The organism is Stenotrophomonas sp. (assembly GCF_059505245.1).
The window spans coordinates 191,007-207,583 of the sequence record NZ_JCACKF010000037.1; the positions used below are offsets into that span (position 1 = coordinate 191,007).

Here is a 16,577-nt window from a genome sequence, read left to right on the forward strand (position 1 = left end):
ACCGACATTCGCGCTCGCCACACTGCATGTTCCTTCCACAGCACGAGGTGCCCCATGGCTACCTGTGATGTCTGCGGCAACAACTACGACAAGAGCTTTACCCTGCAGCAGGGCGGGCGCAGCGGCACGTTCGATTCGTTCGAGTGCGCGATCCACGCATTCGCACCCCGCTGCGCACACTGCAAATGCGCGGTCATTGGGCATGGCGTTGAAGGAAATGGCCAGATCTTCTGCTGTGCACATTGCGCCGGTCATGCCGGCGTACAGGGTATAGCCGACCGGGCCTGAGCTGCCTTCAGCGCCCTCCTGCTTCCTGCCCAGAGACAAGCGAAGAAAGCCGCGCGATCCGGGCTGCGCCCGAATCAGTCAGCAGCGCCAGTGCGCGCCGCTTCCGGGAAGGCAGCCCCGCCACGACCTCCGGTGCCAACACGACGTCGAACTCTCTGGCGTTGGCATCCAGCGCGGTGGCCAGAACGCACGAATCGGCCGTCATGCCACTCAGGCACAGGCGGCGCACGCTCAATTTGGCCAGCAGAATTGGCAAGGGACTGGCCAGGAACGCCGAGTGCTTGGGCTTGAGCACGAAGTAATGACCGGGCAAGGGCGAGAGAAGGCTGGCAATTCGTCCCGCCGGACCGCCGTCGCGCCGGCACTGTTCCACCTGCTGGCGGAAATCGCGCTTCCAATCCGAGAAATTGTCATTGGCGTAGATGACCGGCCACCCGCGTTCGTCGAAGTGATCCCTCAGGCGCCGGATCTGCCGGGCCGCCCGCTCTGCCGCGGGCGCCAGCTCCTGCGCGCCCGGGAAATCGAAACGGCTGAACATGTCGATGATCAGCAAGGCCGTCGACGGATCATCTGCCATGGTTCAATCTCCTGTCTGGGTATGCGGCGCCTCGACCGGCTTGGACTGCGGCGAATCTTTCTGGCGCAGGAAGATCGTCAGCACCACCAGAGACAGCACGGCCAGGAACTCGCTTTGCCAGTTCTGCATGGATTCGAACCAGAATGTGCTGCTGGCGAGGTGCTCCACAAAGCCTGGCGGCGGCAATCCCTTCAACTGCTGTTCGGCCTCCTCGGCGCGCCAGCTTCCCAATGCATGCAGCGTAAAGCTGAACAGGAACAACAGCCCGAACGCAATCGCCAGCGAATGACCGTAAAGAACCTTCCACAGGCCACCGCGCCTGACCGGCCAGGGCGTGCGGCCGGGTTCGATGCGATTCTGTTCCTGCGCAGGGTCCAGCGGCCGCGATTCGGCCGAACCGCGCTGGCGCAGGCTGACCGTCAGCAGAACGTACATCCCCATCTGCAGGAACTCGCTCTCCCAGTTCTCGAACGTGGCGCTGACGAAGTGCCCGGTAGCCAGGTAGTGCCAGAAATCGATCGGCACGCGTCCGTGCTCGACCAGTTCCTGGTTGTGCACGTGATGCCCCGCAACTGCCTGGCCCACAATGAACACCAACGTGAGCGCAAGCAGCACCAGCGAGAGACCGTTGCGTTTCCACATGCAACACCTCGTTCAGGCCGTTCCAAAGATCGTCCATGAAGCTTGCGTGGGCAAAGGGCCATGCCTCGTGATTGCTGCGCATCCGGGATGTGAGGCGGACTCAACGCTTTCCCGTCGGATCGGGATCAGGGCGCTCGTAGTCCTCCGGTACCGCCTTGGGGCCGTCGCCGTCGTCGGGCATGTCGTGCTCCTTCCATCTGGCTCGATCGTTGCGCCGTTTGTCCGGCGTGTGCGCTTTTGACTGATCGTCCACATCCGTCGTTGGATTGAAGGGCAGTTTGTCGTTCATGGGCAGCTCCTGCGGCGAGAGAGTGAAGCCTGCGCCGCGCCGGGTTAACGCCACGACGCTGCAGAATGAACGCCGCGCACACCGGGATGTCACTGCAGCCGGATGGCGGCCTTGCGATGCTGAAGACCCGAGCTCCTGGAGCAGCACGATGCAGGCATTGACCTATCACGGCCGCAGGGATGTGCGCGTCGAGACTGTGCCCGACCCGGTACTGGCGGCGGATGACGATCTGATACTGCGGGTGACCGCCACCGCCATCTGCGGTTCGGACCTGCACCTCTACCGCGGCAAGATTCCTGATCTGCACGATGGCGATGTACTGGGCCACGAATTCATGGGCGTGGTGGAAGAGGTCGGCAGCGGCGTGACCCAGGTGAAGCCGGGCGATCGCGTGGTGATTCCGTTCGTGATCGCCTGTGGCGAGTGTTTCCACTGCAGGCTGGCCGAATATGCCGCATGCGAGACCACCAATCCTGGCAAGGGCGCGGCGCTGAACCCGAAAGGGCTGCTGCCTCCAGCTGCTTTGTTCGGATACAGCCATCTGTATGGCGGCGTAGCCGGTGGCCAAGCCGAATTCGTACGCGTGCCGAAGGCCAACGTGGGCCCGTTGCGCATTCCGGAAGGCGTGGCCGATGAGCAGGTGCTGTTCCTGTCTGACATTCTCCCGACCGGCTATCAGGCCGCGCTGAACGCGGGTGTGAAGCCCGGCTCGACGGTGGCCATCTTCGGCGCCGGTCCGGTTGGGCTGATGAGCGCGGCCTGTTGCCGACTGCTGGGAGCAGAGACCATCTTCATGGTCGACCACCTTCGTTACCGCCTGGACTATGCACGCCGTGCTTACGGCGTGACCCCCATCGACTTCAAGGAGATAGAAGACCCGGCCGATTACATCCTTACCCAGACCAGTGGGCGGGGCGTAGACGCCTGCATCGAGGCCGTAGGCTTCGAGGCCGAGGGCAGTGCGCTGGAGTCAGCGTTGACCGCTGTAAAGCTGGAAGGCAGCAGTGGCGTGGCGATACGGCAATGCATCGCGGCAACGCGCCGTGGCGGCGTGGTCAGCATTCCAGGCGTCTATGCCGGCTTCATCCATGGTTTTCTGCTGGGTGATGCGTTCGATAAAGGTCTGACATTCAAGATGGGCCAGACCCATGTGCAGGGGCTGATGCCGGAACTGCTTGACGCAATCATGGAAGGAAAGCTGGATCCGGGTGACATCATCTCGCACCGGATGCGCCTGGCCGACGCTGCGCAGGGCTACGCGATATTCGATGCCAAGGATGACGACTGCCGCAAGATCGTGCTGATACCCTGAGCATGCTGCCATGAGCGCGATTGCCGCCGGTGTCTACGCACTGTGGCTGGCTGCCGGCTGGCTGGACTTCCATTTTCACCGGCGGACCGACCTTCCACACACCTCTGCGATGCGCGAAAGCCTGTTGCATGGGGTGCAGTTGCTGCTGATCGGAAGCGGGGTGCTCGCATGGCTCCTGCTGGAAAACACGCTGTCGCTCGTCACGTTTCTGGCACTTCTGGTCCTCGCGCACGCAATCGCCGGCTACTTCGACACCGTCAGCGCGGACGGCAGACGACGCATCAGCCCGGCAGAGCAGCATGTGCACAGCGTGCTCGATGCCGCGCCGTGGGTCCTGCTGGGCTGGGTGGGCTGGCAGGTCCACCCCCGGTGGTCGCTCGAAGTGAAGCCTGCAGCACCGGGCGTCTGGTGGCTGGTCCTGCTGCCGGCGCTGGGCGTGGTCGTGCTGCCATGGTTGTGGGAGCTGCTGCAGTGCCTGCGCGCACGACGGCAGCGCGGGCAAGCGAGCGCGTGAGGATCATCGCGCAGAGAATTCATGCGCCGGCTACGCCTCCCAGACAGTGATGTGACCGCTTGCCGCCTACGTTCGACATGTCTCTCCATTTCAGGCCCCTTCATGCAGCATGTGACGCCGCCATCCCCGCTGGAGAGCCGCGCTCGCGAGGTAGTGGTCCAGCGGCCCGACCTGCCATTGCCCGGAAGCGGCCTCACGCTGCGGCGGTGGCAGGCGCTGGCGGCATGGGGGGCGGAAGACCTGTGCCTGGCCAAAGTGCTTGAGGCGCACTACGACGCCCAAGCGATCATTGCCGAACTGAACGCGCCCGCCCTGGCTGAAGGCCAGCTACTGGCGGTCTGGGCCGCGGAAGGTCCAGCCAACACACTCCGCTTCGATGTTCACGGTCAGCTCCATGGTGACAAGCCCTGGTGTTCCGGCAGCGCGTGGGTGGATGCGGCATTGGTAACCGTCCGCAACGCGCAGGGCGTGTGGCTGTGCCAGGTGGCAGCGAAGCACTGGCGCACGCTTGCAGATGAGCCCTGGCCGGCCGTTGGCATGGCCGGCGTTCCGTCCACCACGGTGCGGTTCGACGGCGCACCGATGGCGCTTCTGGGAACGCGCGATGAGTACCTGCAGCGACCGGGTTTCTGGCACGGCGGTGCGGGCATCGCGGCAGTCTGGTTCGGCGCGGCGGCCGCCCTGGCCGAGCGCATGCGGCCAGCCTGCACCGAGGGGAATCGCGCGCGATTACTGGGTGAAGTGGACCTCGCCTTGGGCCCGGCGGCGGCGCTGCTTCGCGAAGTGGCGGCGCGCATCGACGCCGCGCCGGAATCGGCGCACCGCGAAGAGGTCGTGCGCCTGCGCTGCGTGGTCGAGCGCGCGGCGACGCGTGTCCTGGATCTGGCGGGGCGCGCACTGGGCCCGGCGCCGATGTGCCTGGAAGATGCCCACGCCCGTCGCTGCGCGGACCTGACCGTGTTCCTTCGGCAGAGCCACGCAGATCGCGATTGGGAATGGCTGGGCGGCCAGCGGGCGAGCCAGGAGGCGACATGGGCGCTGTAGCCAGGACACCCCTGCAGGGGGAAGGAACGCAGGAGCAGGCATGGCTGCGCTGCGATTGGCTGTGGCAGCGGCCGGCAACATCGGCCAATGCCCTGTGCGCCGGCCATGATCGCGTCGTGGTGGTCGCACCCCATCCAGACGACGAGATCCTCGGCTGTGGTGGACTGCTCCGTCACGCTGCGGAGCAGGGCATGGAGGTACGCGTCGTCGCCGTGACTGATGGCGAAGCGTGCTATCCGGACGAGCACTGGTGGACGCCAGAACGCCTGCGCTCGGCGCGACGCGCCGAGCTTGCCGCAGCGCTGGGCGAACTCGGTATCCGGCCTGGATCCGCGTTTCATCTCGGCATCGCCGACGGCGCGGTCAGTGCGCACGAACAGGGCCTGGAAGATTGGCTGCAGCAGCACCTCCAGCCGAGCGACCTGGTCCTGGCACCCTGGCGCTTTGATGGGCATCCCGATCATGAAGCCGCAGGGCGTGCTGCCTGCAGGGCGGTGCGGACAGTGGGCTGCCGACGCCTGGAGTACCCGGTGTGGGGCTGGCACTGGCTTGACCCCGCCTGCGCACACATGGCGTGGGAGGTTCCCAGGCTGATCGACATTTCAGCAGTGGCTGCCGCAAAACGAAACGCCATCGCGCACTTCCGGACCCAGACCGGCGAGGTGCCGGAATTGAACAGCCCGCCGGTGCTGCCCGCACATGTATTGACCCGATTCTTCCGGAACTACGAGGTATTCCTGGCATGAGCGCGCAACCGTACTTCGATGAACTGCATGAGCAGGAGGATCCCTTCGGCTATCGCAGCCGATGGTATGAAGAACGCAAGCGTGCGCTGCTGCTGGCCAGCCTGAGCCAGCGCCAGTTCATTCGGGGCTGGGAGCTGGGATGCTCCAACGGCGTGCTGACCGAGGCCTTGGCCGCCCGCTGCGAGCGCCTGCTGGCCACCGACATCAGCCCACGCGCAGCGTTCCGGGCCCGCCGCAACCTGGCCCACCTGCCGCATGTGCAGGTCCATTGCGCCAGCCATCCCGAGCAATGGCCGCCGGGCCGCTTCGACCTGATCGTCTGCGGGGAAATGGGCTACTACCTGGGTGCAGCAGCGCTACACGAGCTGCGCGCCGGCATCGATTCGGCCCTTCGCGACGACGGACTGCTGGTCGCCTGCCATTGGTTGCCTTCGTTCCATGGGCGCGCAAGTCGCACCGACGTCGTGCATCGGTGCCTTGGCCAAGGCCTGCACGAAGCCTTCCACTATCGTGATGCGGACTTCGTGCTGCAGGGCTGGACGCGCAGCGCACTATCGCTGGCCCGCAACGAGGGCCTGCGATGATCGGCATCCTGGTTCCGGCCCATGACGAGGCAGCCAGCGTGGAGCGCTGCCTGCAATCGATCCGAAGGGCAGCCCTGCATCCCGGGCTGCACGGCGAAGCAGTGCAGGTGGTGGTTGCACTGGACAGCTGCTCGGATGCCACCGCGTCCATCTGCCAGCAGCAGCGGGTCGATACGGTGCGCCTGGAAGCACGCTGCGTCGGCGTTGCCAGGGCAGCGGCCGCCGCTGAGCTGCTCGGACGCGGTGCGAGATGGCTGGCGAGCACCGATGCCGACAGCGAGGTACCTCCCGAATGGCTGGTTGCCCAGCTTGAGGGCCGGTGCGACGCCTTCTGCGGACTGGTGGACATAGCAACCACCTCCAGGACGGAGAAGCGCCTGCGACGCGCGTTCCAGAAACGGCAGCAGTGGGGCGACGATCATGGGCGCATCCACGGTGCCAATTTCGGCGTCTCCGCCCAGGCCTATCTGGCGGCCGGGGGATTTGCTCCCCTGCGCTGTGGAGAGGATGTTGCACTGGTGAGGAGCCTGCAACGCCTCGGCGCTGACGTAAGGTGGGCCGGCGCTCCCATCGTCATGACCAGTGCCCGCCTGGTGGGACGCGCGACCGGAGGGTTCTCGGCCTACCTGGCCGGAATGGAGGGTGCGCGCCCCCGCCACGGCGGCAGATCGGCGGAAGGTGGGAGCTGGAAGCGCCTCGAAAACCACGCTGAATTGGGCATGATGTGATGTTTTCCCGGCCGGCGTTTACGGTTTCGCCACGATGCCCGTCCTAGAGTGAAGCGCTGGGAAGCAGGAGTGGCACCATGCCGAATCGAGCCATCGTCTACGTCAGCGAGGCCGTCAGTGGATTCTCGCCGGAACGTCTGAAAGCGCTGATGGACGATGCCGCGCGCTTCAATCGGGGCGCAGGGGTGACCGGGGTGCTGCTGTTCGACGGCGAACGCTTCCTGCAGTACATGGAGGGCCCTGCCGATGGACTGGATGTGGCCTTCTCCCGTGTCGCCGGCGCCAGCAGTCACATCCACCTGATCGAACTTGCGCGGGGGCGTGTCGGCCAGCGGCGGCTGCCGTTCTGGCCCATGCGTTGCCTGTCCGTCACTGCAGATGAGCTGCGCGAGATCGCCTGTGCCGACTGGACCAGCTTCATCCAGCGGGCAGCGACCGAACAGGCCGATGCCACGGCGATGGGCAAGCTGCTGCTGATTGTCGAGCCCTACGCAAAGGCCGCCTGAGCCGGAAACCTGTTACTGCAGTGTGCCGCAGGGGAGAGGATGGAGCGAGGCAGGTTGTGAACCGCCTCATTTGGCTCTACGGCAAGCGCGGCATCATGGAAGGGCAGGACACTTCCTGCGTCAGAAGGAATCAACGTGCCCCTCCGCGCAATCGCTTACGCAAGTGAGGCGATACCGGGGCTTTCCATGGACCCTGTGGACGACCTCGCCAGGGCCGCTGCCCGCTTCAACTTCGAAGCAGGCGTGACGGGTGTGCTTCTTTACGATGGGCACCGCTTCCTCCAGTACATCGAGGGACCGGAAGACAGCATCAACGTGGTGTACAGCCGCATCCTCGGTGCCCGCAGCCATTGCGAACTGCTTGAGCTGGGCCGGGGCAGGGTGTCCGGCCGGTTCTTTCCCTATTGGTCGATGCGGCTGCTCTGGACCGACCCTGCCGACATCCGCAGCGTCGCTCGTGGCAACTGGAGCGGGCTCTCCCGTGGTGGTGCGCTGCGCCAGCTGGGCCAGGTGGTAGCCCCACACCTGGCATAATCCCGGCGTCTGCCGCTCAATGCGTGGCAGGGGGCGCGCAGGCGTCTCCCACGACCTGCTGGACGGCTTCCTGCAACCGGTCGATGTGGAACGGCTTGGCCACGAAGGTTGCCCGGCGGTGGCGCAGCGGCACCAGCTGGTCATAGACCGCAGACACGAACAGGTAGGGAATGCCGAGTTCCGCCAGCCGATCGGCCACCGGGAACACCACGCCGTCGCGAAGCTCCACATCCAGAACCGCGCCATCGAAACGTTGCGTATCCAGCAGCCCCAGCGCATCGAACACGCTGTAGGCATGGGTCACCCGGCCGCCGCCGTCTTCCAGCGCCTGTTCCATCAGTGCAGCCAGATCGAGCTGGTCTTCAACCAGCAGCAGGTTGCACCTGCGCTGGTTCATTTCCGATTGCATGCGCGCATGCCTGTGTTGCCTTGGGAACTGCAGTGTGTGCTGTATTGCATCAACGGCGCGCGTGGGCCGTGTCAGCCCAGCGCGAAGCCGCCTTGCGCACCCGGTGCCGTCGATGCGGCGTGGAAGGCGGTGCGCCTTTTTTGACGGCGCGTTGGCGGCGGCCATGGATACTGCCGCCGTCCCCCAGCACTGGAGCCATGACCATGCCTCGATCCGCCACCGACCCCACCGCCCCCTGCGCATTGCGCGTGGAGTGCATGTCCCTGGATTGCGGCGGCGCTGCGATCGTCGTGGAGCTGGATCGCACCCCCGAACGGGCATGGATGAAATCGCTCAAGCGCGCCCTGCAGGAAGATGACGTGCTGGAGGGTGCCCAGGCCAAGTTCGATGGCCGCTTTGTCTACGTGGTGGGCGTGGAAGGTGGCGCGCACCGTGCGCAGCACCGGGTGATCCAGGCGTTGAAGGCGTCCGCAGGCGCGCGCGCACCCGCAGCAAGCCCCCGTCGCGACGCCGGCAGCGCTGTAGTGTCCGGCGCGATGCCCGCCTGACCGTACGGTCGGCGTTGCCAGTCGCCCGCGGATGTTATGACCGCATCAGCGCCAGGTGCAGCGCGCACGCCCGCCGGCTCACGCCGGCCGACGAGGCAGTGATTGCTGCCTCGCCACCATGGTCTCCGGAGGCATGTCGCCCCACTACCGGAGACCGTGATGGCAGACCAGAACACCGTCCGCAGCGAGCGCCTGCTGAAATGGCTGCAGGATGCCTACGCCATGGAGCAGGAGGCGGAGACCATGATGAAGGCCATGGCTTCGCGCATCCAGAACTATCCCCATCTTGCCGCACGCATCGGCCAGCACGTGCTGGAGACGCAGCAGCAGGCCGCCTCCCTGCGCGAGTGCATTGAAGCGCTCGGCGGAAGCGTGCCCACCGCCAAGGGGCTGTTCGCGAGCATGACCGCAGCGATCCACGCCGCCGGCAACACCCTGATGGAGGACGAGGTCGTCAAGAGCATCGGCATCTCCTTTGGCTTCGAGAACACCGAGATCGCCACCTACCGGGCACTGGTGATCGCGGCCGAGCGGGCCGCCGCGCCGGATATCGCGGCCGTGTGCGGCCAGATCCTGCAGGAAGAGATCGCCATGGCGCGCTGGCTGGAAGAGCACCAGGACAGCCTGGTCGGCGCCTTCCTCAACCGTGACGAAACGCCTGGCGCCCAAGCCAAGCGTTGATCCCGATCCCGCCTGCCATACACAGGAGACAGTCCCATGTTCTTTCACCACAGGAAACTGATGTACACCGTGCGCGTGCGCGAATCCAACCCGCAGCTTGCCAGCCTCATGCTGGAACAGTTTGGCGGCCCGCAAGGCGAACTGGCGGCTGCAATGCGTTACTTCACCCAGGGACTCGGTGAATGCGATCCGGGCCGTAAGGACCTGCTGATGGACATTGCCACCGAAGAGATCAGCCACCTGGAGATCATCGGCACCATCATCGCCATGCTCAACCGCGGCCCGAAGGCCATCCAGTCCGAGGGTCTTGCCGAAGCCGAGGACATGCGGCTGCTGGGCCAGAACAGCACCAGCCATACCGAACAGATCCTGTATGGGGGCGGCCCGGCGCTGGTCAATTCCAGCGGGGTGCCGTGGACGGCGGCCTACGTCGATTCGATCGGGGAGCCCACCGCCGACCTGCGCTCGAACATCGCCGCCGAAGCCCGCGCCAAGCTGGTCTACGAACGACTGATCACGGTGACCGATGATCCAGGCATCAAGGACGCACTGCGCTTCCTGATGACGCGCGAAATCGCCCACCAGAAGTCCTTCGAAAAGGCATTGCACAGCATCCAGCCCAACTTCCCACCGGGCAAGCAGCCGGGTGACCCCGCCTTTACCGACCTGTACATGGACATGTCGCAGGGCGACGGCGCCGATGACCTGCTGGGCAGCTGGAACAGCGGCGAGCTGTGGGAGCGGGTCAGCGACCGCGAGGCCCAGGCCGCTGTGGACGGCGGTGACGGCAGCGCCACGGTGGGCCTGGACCCACGCGAGCAGGCGGCGGTGCAGGCCATGACCCTGCGAACGCTTTCCGATCCCGAAGCACGGCCGACAACCGGTGCCGAACTGGGCGCCGGGCCGGGCGCCGGTGCGCTCGACCTGCCGCCACGGGAGCCTTGACGCGGGACAGGCCGGGGCGGGCCTCCGCCCCACGTTTCGCGTGAAAAAAAAGTGGGCGGACACGCTGTCCGCCCACATGGGGTGCAACCGGTCAGTCTCGATCAACGCTGCTGGCCACCGCGGTTGTTGTTGCCGCCACGTTCCTGCTGTTGCTGCCGACCGCCCTGGTTGCCACCCTGGTTGCCGCCGCCATGGCTGTTCTGGCCGCCTTCGCGGCCGATGTCGGCCATGTGCTGGCGATCCTGGCTCACCGCTTCGCCGCCCTTGCGACCGGCTTCGCGCGCTTCTTCAGAGCTGAATTCATGGGCGTTGCCCGACTCATGCGCGGCGCGGCCGCCCTTGGCGGCGATCTCGCGCTGCTTGTCTTCGTCCATCGAAGCGAAGCCGCGGTTGCTGCTGCCCTGGTTCTGGTTCTGGTTGGCCATGGAAAGTCTCCTTGGAGTGAGCCGCCCGATTGGCGGCAGCGACCATCTTCCAGATCCGCCGCTAGACGGCGGTGGCACCACTGCCAACGTGATGTCATGCGCAGGCACGCGCTTCCTCATGCATTCTCCACGAAAGCAAATCCATCGGCGGAAGACACGGCATGCCGGTCGTGGTGCTCGAGCCGGGTGTCAACGCAGCGCGCCGTTGGCACGTACAGGTTCAACGCCGCCTCCACGCCGGTGTCACCGCGCGTTTGATCCGCACCGCTAAGGTAGAGCCATCTGCAACAACCCGGTGCTGTCATGCCTCTTCGTGCCATTGCATATGTAAGTGAAGCCACCCGAAACCTGACTGCAGAACGGCTGCAGCAGCTTGTCGCGGACGCGATGCTGTTCAACGAGTCGGTTGATGTGACCGGCGTCCTCCTGTTCGACGGCACGCGCTTCCTGCAATATCTCGAAGGCCCGGAGTCCGGTGTCAGCGCGGCGTACACCCGCATCCTGGCGGCCGGCAGCCACAACGGTCTGGTCGAACTCAACCGGGGCAGGGTGGGGCGGCGGCAGTTCCCGCACTGGCGCATGCACAGCGTGCGCGTGGATGAGCTGGCGCTGGGAAAGATCGCGATCTCCGACTGGACCGGCTTCGTGCGCAGCGCCTCCGCGCTCGCTCCTGGCACCAGTGCGCTTGATCGACTGCAATCGGTGGCGCAGGCGCCGCCAGGCGCCAGCGATGGCCGGTTGCTGGAGCCGGACGGACCGGTAGCACGATGAGCGCAGCCGACGCCCCGGGCACGCCAGGACATGTACGGATCGGCTGCGCAGGCTGGTCGCTGTCGCGCGCGGCGCAGGCGGCGTTCGGCGCAGGCGACAGCGTACTGCAGCGCTATGCCACCCGCCTGCCGATGGTCGAGATCAATTCCTCGTTCTACCGCCCCCACCAGGCGGCGACCTACGCCCGGTGGGCGGCGAGCGTGCCCGCGGGTTTCCGCTTCGCGGTGAAACTGCCGCGCGTGATCAGCCATGAACGCCGGCTGCGCGACGCGATGCAGCCGCTGGCGCTGTTCCTTGATGGCGTGATCGCGCTGGGGGACAGGCTGGGGCCGCTGCTGCTCCAGCTGCCGCCCAGCCTGGCGTATGAGCCGGCAACCGTAAAGGCATTCCTGCACGGACTGCGCGCACGCACCTCGGTTGATGTCGCCTGCGAACCGCGCCATCCCAGTTGGTTCACTGCGGACGTCGATACGCTGCTGAGCGACCATGGCATCGCACGGGTCGCGGCTGACCCGGCCCGGGTACCGGCAGCAGCTGTCCCGGGCGGTGACCGCACGTGGAGCTACTGGCGCTGGCACGGGCAGCCGCAGATCTATTGCAGCCCCTACAGCGAACAGGCGCTGGCGGGGCTGGCCCAGCACCTGCAGCGTGAAGCCGCTGCGCAGCGCCGCGCCTGGTGCGTACTGGACAACACCGCGCTGGGCCACGCGACCGGCAACGCCCTGCACCTGCAGGCACTGCTGCAGGAGAACGCGCATGCCTGAGGGTCCGTCCATTGTCCTGCTGCGCGAAGCCGCCAGCCGCTTCAAGGGTCACGTCGTGCGCGGCGTCTCCGGCAACAGCCGCATCGACCTGTCACCGCTGCAGGGACGCAGGGTCAAGGCGGTTCGCAGCTGGGGCAAGCACTTCCTGCTGGAGTTCAGCCACCACACGCTGCGCATCCATCTGATGATGTTCGGCAGCTGGCGCATCGACGAACGGAAGCCAGTTCCTGCACGGGTGTCGCTGGCATTCGAGAACGGGGAACTGAATTTCTATGCGTGTTCCGTCCGGCTGATCGACCAGCCGTTGGACGACGTCTACGACTGGCGGGCGGACGTGATGAACGACGCCTGGGATCCAAAACTGGCCCGGCGCAAGCTGAAGGCGCTGCCGGACACCCTGGTCTGTGATGCGCTTCTGGACCAGACGATCTTCGCCGGCGTCGGCAACATCATCAAGAACGAGGTGCTGTTCCGCATCCGCGTGCATCCGGCCACGCGACTGGGCGACCTGCCACCGCGCAAGCTCACCGCCCTGATCACCCAGGCCCGTGCCTACAGCTTCGACTTCCTGGAATGGAAACGGCGCTTCGAATTGAAGAAGCACTGGCAGGTGCATACGCGCAAGGTGTGCCCGCTCTGCGGTGGCCCGGTCAGCAAGCTGTACATGGGTACGACGCGGCGACGCACGTTCTTCTGCCCAAACGATCAGGTACTCTACCCACCCTGAGGCCGCCTTCCATGGCGGCCGAGGGGCATGCGATTCGACTCAGGCGGCCTGCGCGGCCTTGGCATTGCCGCCGCCCTTGGCCAGCAGGGTCAGCTTCTCATCGGTCGCCTTTTCTTCCTCCAGCGTCTCCAGCAGCAACGGCAGGGCATCCTTGTAGCCCAGCTGCTTGGCCAGCGCGGCGATGGTGCCGTAGGAGGCTATTTCATAATGCTCGACCTTCTGCGCGCCACCGATCAGGGCAGCGTCGCGCACCGGCCCCTTGTCGATGCTGTCGATCACCTCCTTGCCTTCCTCGACCAGGCCTTCCATCGCCGCGCACTTGATTCGCTTCAGGCGGATGCCGAGCACCTCGACCACCTGGTCGATGCGTTCGATCTGCCCCTGGGTTTCTTCCAGGTGCGTTTCGAACGCTGCGGCCAGATCCGGATTCTCGGCCGCACGGGCCAGGCGCGGAAGCGCCTTGGTCAGCTGCTTCTCGGCGCTGTAGATGTCCGAGAGCTCGTGGATGAACAGATCTTCCGCCGTCTTGATAGCCATGCTGGGCTCCGCTGTGAATGGAGTGCCCAGAGTAGGTCCCGTCCGGTTGCGATCAGGCGGGGAAGGAGTGAAGGCGGCATGTGAATTCCCACGCGGACCCTGCGCGCTGCCTTCACGAAGCAGCGTCTTTCGCGCATCGGCAAGACGCCGTGCCGGCGGCCTTCGCCATGGCTTCACAGTGGCATCGCTCCGTGCCCATGGAATGGCCGGTACGGTCAGTTCACCCCCGATCACGCTGGAGACTCCCATGAGCGATGACAAGAACAACGCCGGCAGCCCGGACCGGGACCGCATCAACGTCAATGAGGATTACGAACTGCGGTACTGGACCACGACGCTGGGCGTGTCCGCCGACGAACTTCGCGCGGCCGTCGCGGCAGTCGGGCCCACGGCGGTTGCTGTCCGGAAGCACCTGGGCAAATAGCGCGGAGCTGGCCATGTCCCTGGTCGAGTATCGCCGCAAGCGTCGTTTTGACCAGACCAAGGAGCCCGAGCCGGGCAAGGCGCTGCCGAAAGGCCAGCGCGCCATTTTCGTGGTGCAGCTGCATCATGCCAGCCGCAGGCACTATGACTTCCGCCTGCAGGTTGGCGATGCGCTGAAGAGCTGGGCGGTGCCCAAAGGCCCCAGTTACGACCCGAAGGTCAAGCGCATGGCGGTGGAAGTGGAAGACCACCCGGTGGACTACGCGGCGTTCGAGGGTGATATTCCCAAGGGCCAGTACGGCGGCGGCCATGTCGCCCAGTTTGACCATGGTGTATGGGCCACGCAGGGCGATCCGGAAGCCCAGCTCGCCAAGGGCCATCTGCGCTTCGAGCTGTTCGGTACCAAGTTGAAAGGCGGCTGGCATCTGGTCCGGTCGGGAAAGCCCGCGCGCCAGCCACAGTGGCTGCTGTTCAAGGACGACGACGAATTTGCCAGCGATATCGAGGCAGACGATCTGCTGGGGGACGTCGCTGAAGCGCCACCGGAGGATCTGAAGCGTGCCGGCGCTGGCAAGGCCGCGAAGAAGCGGCTGACGGCGGTACCTGCCAGACGCGCCCGGCGAAAGAACTGGGCGAAGAAGGCCCTGGCGCTCAGCAAGGCGAAAAGGGCCGCAGCGCCGTCCGGGCCGTTTGAGCCGCAGTTGGCCAAGCTGGGCGAAGCGCCGCCCCAGGGCGGGCAGTGGACGCATGAGATCAAATGGGACGGGTACCGCATCCTTGCTACGGTGGCTGAGGGCAACGTGCAGCTGTGGTCACGGAACGCGCTGGAATGGACCGCCAAACTTCCCGAAATACGTGACGCGATCGCGGCCCTGGGCCTGACTTCGGCGGCACTGGACGGCGAGCTGATCGCCGGCGCCGGCACCAAGGAAGACTTCAACCTGCTGCAGGCCACGCTTTCCGGCGAGCGGCAGGGCGTCCTGACGTATGCACTGTTCGATCTGCTGCATCTTGATGGCGTGGATGTGGCCGATGCGCCCCTGCTTGAGCGCAAGACCCTGCTGCAATCGGTGCTGGAGGGGCAGGGCAGCCCATTGGCCTTCAGTTCGCATGTACAGGGGGATGGCGACCAGGCCTATCGTCTGGCCGGTGAGCAGCACTTCGAGGGCATCATCTCCAAGCGCGCCGATCGCAGCTACCACAGCGGCCGCAGCGAGGACTGGCGCAAGACGAAGCAGCTGGCCAGCGACGAGTTCGCGGTGGTGGGCTACACCGCACCCAAAGGCAGCCGCACCGGCTTTGGTTCGCTGCTGCTGGCCCGGCCAGACGCAACGCATGGCTGGCTCTACGCAGGCCGCGTCGGGTCCGGGTTCTCGGATGAACTGATTGGCGACATCAGCAAGCGCATCAAGGGCGGCGGCGGCCGCAAGCCAACCGCGTACGTGCCCACGCAGGACACCGATCTGCGCGCCGCGACCTGGTTCGAACCGCGTTTCGTGGTGGAGGTCTTCTACCGCGGAATCGGTGGGCAGCAACTGTTGCGCCAGGCGTCGCTGAAGGCGGTGCGGGCGGACAAGGATATCGCCGACCTCGCCGATTCCGATCGCGCCGGAGCGGCCCCGGCCGCAGCGCGGTCGCAAGCGCCCGCGCGGCGTGGGCGCCGGGTGGAAAGGGCGCCGGCAACGGATCGCGCGCCCCCCGTGCTGTCGTCCCCAGGCAAGATCCTGTTTCCCGGCGACGGCTACACCAAGCAGGACGTGTGGGACTACTACGCAGCAGTGATGGAGCACCTCCTGCCCGAGGTGGTGGATCGTCCGCTGTCGATCATCCGCTGTCCCAGCGGCACCGCAAAGCCCTGCTTCTTCCAGAAACACCATACGGCCGGGCTGGCGCTGGTCGATTCGGTAAGGCTGAAGGAGGAAAGCGGCATCAACGCCCATTACCTGGTGGTGCGGGACGCAGCCAGCCTGCTGGAACTGGTGCAGTTCAACGCGTTGGAGTTCCACCCTTGGGGCAGCCACGCCGAGGCGCCCGACAGGGCCGACCGGGTGGTGTTCGATCTGGATCCCGGACCGGATGTGCCCTTTGCCGAAGTCAAGAAAGCGGCAACCGATATCCGGAAACTGCTGGCGCAGCTGGAGCTGGAATCGTTCCTGCGAGTCTCCGGCGGAAAGGGCCTGCACGTGGTCGTGCCGCTCAACCCAGGGTGCGATTGGGACCTGACCAAGCGTTTTGCGAAGGGTTTCGCCGATGCATTGGCACAGTCCGAACCGCAGCGGTTCCTGGCAACCGCCACCAAGAGCCTGCGCAACAAGCGGATCTTCGTCGACTATCTGCGCAATGGGCGCGGTGCGACGGCGGTTGCGTCCTATTCGTTGCGCGCCCGGCCGGGCGCGCCGGTGGCACTGCCGATCGCCTGGGGTGATCTGGCGAAACTCAAGCGCGCCAACGCCTTCACGATCAAGGACGTGCCCGCAAAGCTCAGACGTCGCCGCAAGGACCCTTGGGCCGGCATCGCGGAAGTGAAGCAGAATCTCGCCCGATGGGCCCGGGCAGACCCGTAGCCCAGGCCCGTGCTGCGTA

The 16,577-nt window shown here is 65.8% G+C and carries 23 protein-coding genes; 17 read left to right on the forward strand and 6 right to left on the reverse strand.

Annotation, left to right across the window (positions count from 1 at the left end; all coding sequences use genetic code 11):
- Positions 1–54 precede the first annotated feature (54 nt).
- The gene (locus AC5JLE_RS14240) at positions 55–288 is read left to right on the forward strand and encodes a metallothionein (protein ID WP_014647190.1); all 234 of its coding nucleotides are present in this window, start codon (positions 55–57) and stop codon (positions 286–288) included.
- Positions 289–295: 7 nt separating this feature from the next.
- On the opposite strand, the gene AC5JLE_RS14245 is transcribed toward AC5JLE_RS14240, so the two are convergent.
- The 3 genes from AC5JLE_RS14245 to AC5JLE_RS14255 form a co-directional block, all read right to left on the reverse strand.
- Entirely contained in the window at positions 296–865 is a 570-nt protein-coding gene (locus tag AC5JLE_RS14245) for a cysteine hydrolase family protein (protein ID WP_414613823.1), read from the reverse strand.
- 3 nt (positions 866–868) lie between these two features.
- Positions 869–1,507 carry a DUF6766 family protein gene (locus AC5JLE_RS14250; RefSeq protein ID WP_049407371.1) on the reverse strand — a complete coding sequence of 213 codons (639 nt, stop codon included), beginning with the start codon at positions 1,505–1,507 and terminating at the stop codon, positions 869–871.
- Positions 1,508–1,607: 100 nt separating this feature from the next.
- A complete protein-coding gene (locus tag AC5JLE_RS14255; protein WP_014647187.1) occupies positions 1,608–1,796 on the reverse strand; it encodes a hypothetical protein in 189 nt (62 codons plus the stop codon).
- A gap of 148 nt (positions 1,797–1,944) precedes the next feature.
- Between AC5JLE_RS14255 and AC5JLE_RS14260 the strand changes: the two genes are divergently transcribed.
- The 8 genes from AC5JLE_RS14260 (at position 1,945) to AC5JLE_RS14295 (ending at position 7,764) form a co-directional block, all read left to right on the forward strand.
- Complete coding sequence (locus AC5JLE_RS14260; RefSeq protein WP_496065435.1) at positions 1,945–3,108, forward strand: zinc-dependent alcohol dehydrogenase; 1,164 nt, start codon at positions 1,945–1,947, stop codon at positions 3,106–3,108.
- A 10-nt stretch (positions 3,109–3,118) separates the two neighbouring features.
- The gene (locus tag AC5JLE_RS14265) at positions 3,119–3,622 is read left to right on the forward strand and encodes a hypothetical protein (protein ID WP_014647185.1); all 504 of its coding nucleotides are present in this window, start codon (positions 3,119–3,121) and stop codon (positions 3,620–3,622) included.
- A gap of 102 nt (positions 3,623–3,724) precedes the next feature.
- Positions 3,725–4,666: a hypothetical protein gene (locus AC5JLE_RS14270; protein WP_032955971.1), complete on the forward strand. Its 942-nt coding sequence runs from the start codon at positions 3,725–3,727 to the stop codon at positions 4,664–4,666.
- Entirely contained in the window at positions 4,654–5,412 is a 759-nt protein-coding gene (locus tag AC5JLE_RS14275; protein ID WP_032955969.1) for a PIG-L deacetylase family protein, read from the forward strand. Before AC5JLE_RS14270 ends, AC5JLE_RS14275 begins: the two co-directional genes overlap by 13 nt.
- Positions 5,409–5,996, forward strand: a complete 588-nt coding sequence (locus AC5JLE_RS14280; protein WP_032955967.1) for a class I SAM-dependent DNA methyltransferase — start codon at positions 5,409–5,411, stop codon at positions 5,994–5,996. Before AC5JLE_RS14275 ends, AC5JLE_RS14280 begins: the two co-directional genes overlap by 4 nt.
- Positions 5,993–6,724, forward strand: a complete 732-nt coding sequence (locus AC5JLE_RS14285) for a glycosyltransferase family 2 protein (protein WP_496065408.1) — start codon at positions 5,993–5,995, stop codon at positions 6,722–6,724. Before AC5JLE_RS14280 ends, AC5JLE_RS14285 begins: the two co-directional genes overlap by 4 nt.
- Before the next feature lie 77 nt (positions 6,725–6,801).
- Positions 6,802–7,230 (forward strand): BLUF domain-containing protein, encoded by a 429-nt coding sequence (locus AC5JLE_RS14290; RefSeq protein WP_049407359.1) that lies wholly within the window; start codon positions 6,802–6,804, stop codon positions 7,228–7,230.
- Positions 7,231–7,365: 135 nt separating this feature from the next.
- Positions 7,366–7,764 carry a BLUF domain-containing protein gene (locus tag AC5JLE_RS14295; protein ID WP_032955963.1) on the forward strand — a complete coding sequence of 133 codons (399 nt, stop codon included), beginning with the start codon at positions 7,366–7,368 and terminating at the stop codon, positions 7,762–7,764.
- 16 nt (positions 7,765–7,780) lie between these two features.
- Here AC5JLE_RS14295 and AC5JLE_RS14300 read toward each other — a convergent pair whose 3' ends face one another.
- Positions 7,781–8,173, reverse strand: coding sequence for a response regulator (locus AC5JLE_RS14300; protein ID WP_103282327.1), 393 nt, complete (start codon positions 8,171–8,173; stop codon positions 7,781–7,783).
- A 203-nt stretch (positions 8,174–8,376) separates the two neighbouring features.
- On the opposite strand from AC5JLE_RS14300, the gene AC5JLE_RS14305 reads away from it, so the two are divergent.
- The 3 genes from AC5JLE_RS14305 (at position 8,377) to AC5JLE_RS14315 (ending at position 10,347) form a co-directional block, all read left to right on the forward strand.
- A complete protein-coding gene (locus AC5JLE_RS14305) occupies positions 8,377–8,721 on the forward strand; it encodes a hypothetical protein (RefSeq protein WP_100450505.1) in 345 nt (114 codons plus the stop codon).
- 159 nt (positions 8,722–8,880) lie between these two features.
- Positions 8,881–9,402, forward strand: coding sequence for a ferritin-like domain-containing protein (locus AC5JLE_RS14310; RefSeq protein ID WP_046430683.1), 522 nt, complete (start codon positions 8,881–8,883; stop codon positions 9,400–9,402).
- 36 nt (positions 9,403–9,438) lie between these two features.
- Entirely contained in the window at positions 9,439–10,347 is a 909-nt protein-coding gene (locus AC5JLE_RS14315; protein WP_046430681.1) for a manganese catalase family protein, read from the forward strand.
- Between the two features lie 101 nt (positions 10,348–10,448).
- On the opposite strand, the gene AC5JLE_RS14320 is transcribed toward AC5JLE_RS14315, so the two are convergent.
- Positions 10,449–10,772, reverse strand: a complete 324-nt coding sequence (locus AC5JLE_RS14320; protein WP_046430680.1) for a KGG domain-containing protein — start codon at positions 10,770–10,772, stop codon at positions 10,449–10,451.
- 303 nt (positions 10,773–11,075) lie between these two features.
- Between AC5JLE_RS14320 and AC5JLE_RS14325 the strand changes: the two genes are divergently transcribed.
- From AC5JLE_RS14325 to AC5JLE_RS14335, 3 genes are read left to right on the forward strand one after another with little or no spacing between them, the layout of a single operon-like run.
- Complete coding sequence (locus AC5JLE_RS14325; protein WP_496065409.1) at positions 11,076–11,543, forward strand: BLUF domain-containing protein; 468 nt, start codon at positions 11,076–11,078, stop codon at positions 11,541–11,543.
- Positions 11,540–12,307 carry a DUF72 domain-containing protein gene (locus tag AC5JLE_RS14330; RefSeq protein WP_496065410.1) on the forward strand — a complete coding sequence of 256 codons (768 nt, stop codon included), beginning with the start codon at positions 11,540–11,542 and terminating at the stop codon, positions 12,305–12,307. Before AC5JLE_RS14325 ends, AC5JLE_RS14330 begins: the two co-directional genes overlap by 4 nt.
- A complete protein-coding gene (locus AC5JLE_RS14335; RefSeq protein WP_032962431.1) occupies positions 12,300–13,034 on the forward strand; it encodes a DNA-formamidopyrimidine glycosylase family protein in 735 nt (244 codons plus the stop codon). The genes AC5JLE_RS14330 and AC5JLE_RS14335 overlap by 8 nt, the downstream gene beginning before the upstream one ends.
- Positions 13,035–13,073: 39 nt before the next feature.
- Here the strand turns inward: AC5JLE_RS14335 and AC5JLE_RS14340 are convergent, their stop codons facing one another.
- Positions 13,074–13,571 (reverse strand): YciE/YciF ferroxidase family protein, encoded by a 498-nt coding sequence (locus AC5JLE_RS14340; RefSeq protein WP_005416567.1) that lies wholly within the window; start codon positions 13,569–13,571, stop codon positions 13,074–13,076.
- Between the two features lie 247 nt (positions 13,572–13,818).
- Between AC5JLE_RS14340 and AC5JLE_RS14345 the strand changes: the two genes are divergently transcribed.
- Together AC5JLE_RS14345 and ligD are read left to right on the forward strand one after the other, a co-directional pair.
- Positions 13,819–13,995, forward strand: a complete 177-nt coding sequence (locus tag AC5JLE_RS14345; protein ID WP_014647169.1) for a DUF3606 domain-containing protein — start codon at positions 13,819–13,821, stop codon at positions 13,993–13,995.
- A gap of 13 nt (positions 13,996–14,008) precedes the next feature.
- Positions 14,009–16,558 carry a DNA ligase D gene (gene ligD / locus AC5JLE_RS14350; protein ID WP_496065411.1) on the forward strand — a complete coding sequence of 850 codons (2,550 nt, stop codon included), beginning with the start codon at positions 14,009–14,011 and terminating at the stop codon, positions 16,556–16,558.
- The last annotated feature ends 19 nt before the right edge of the window (positions 16,559–16,577 follow it).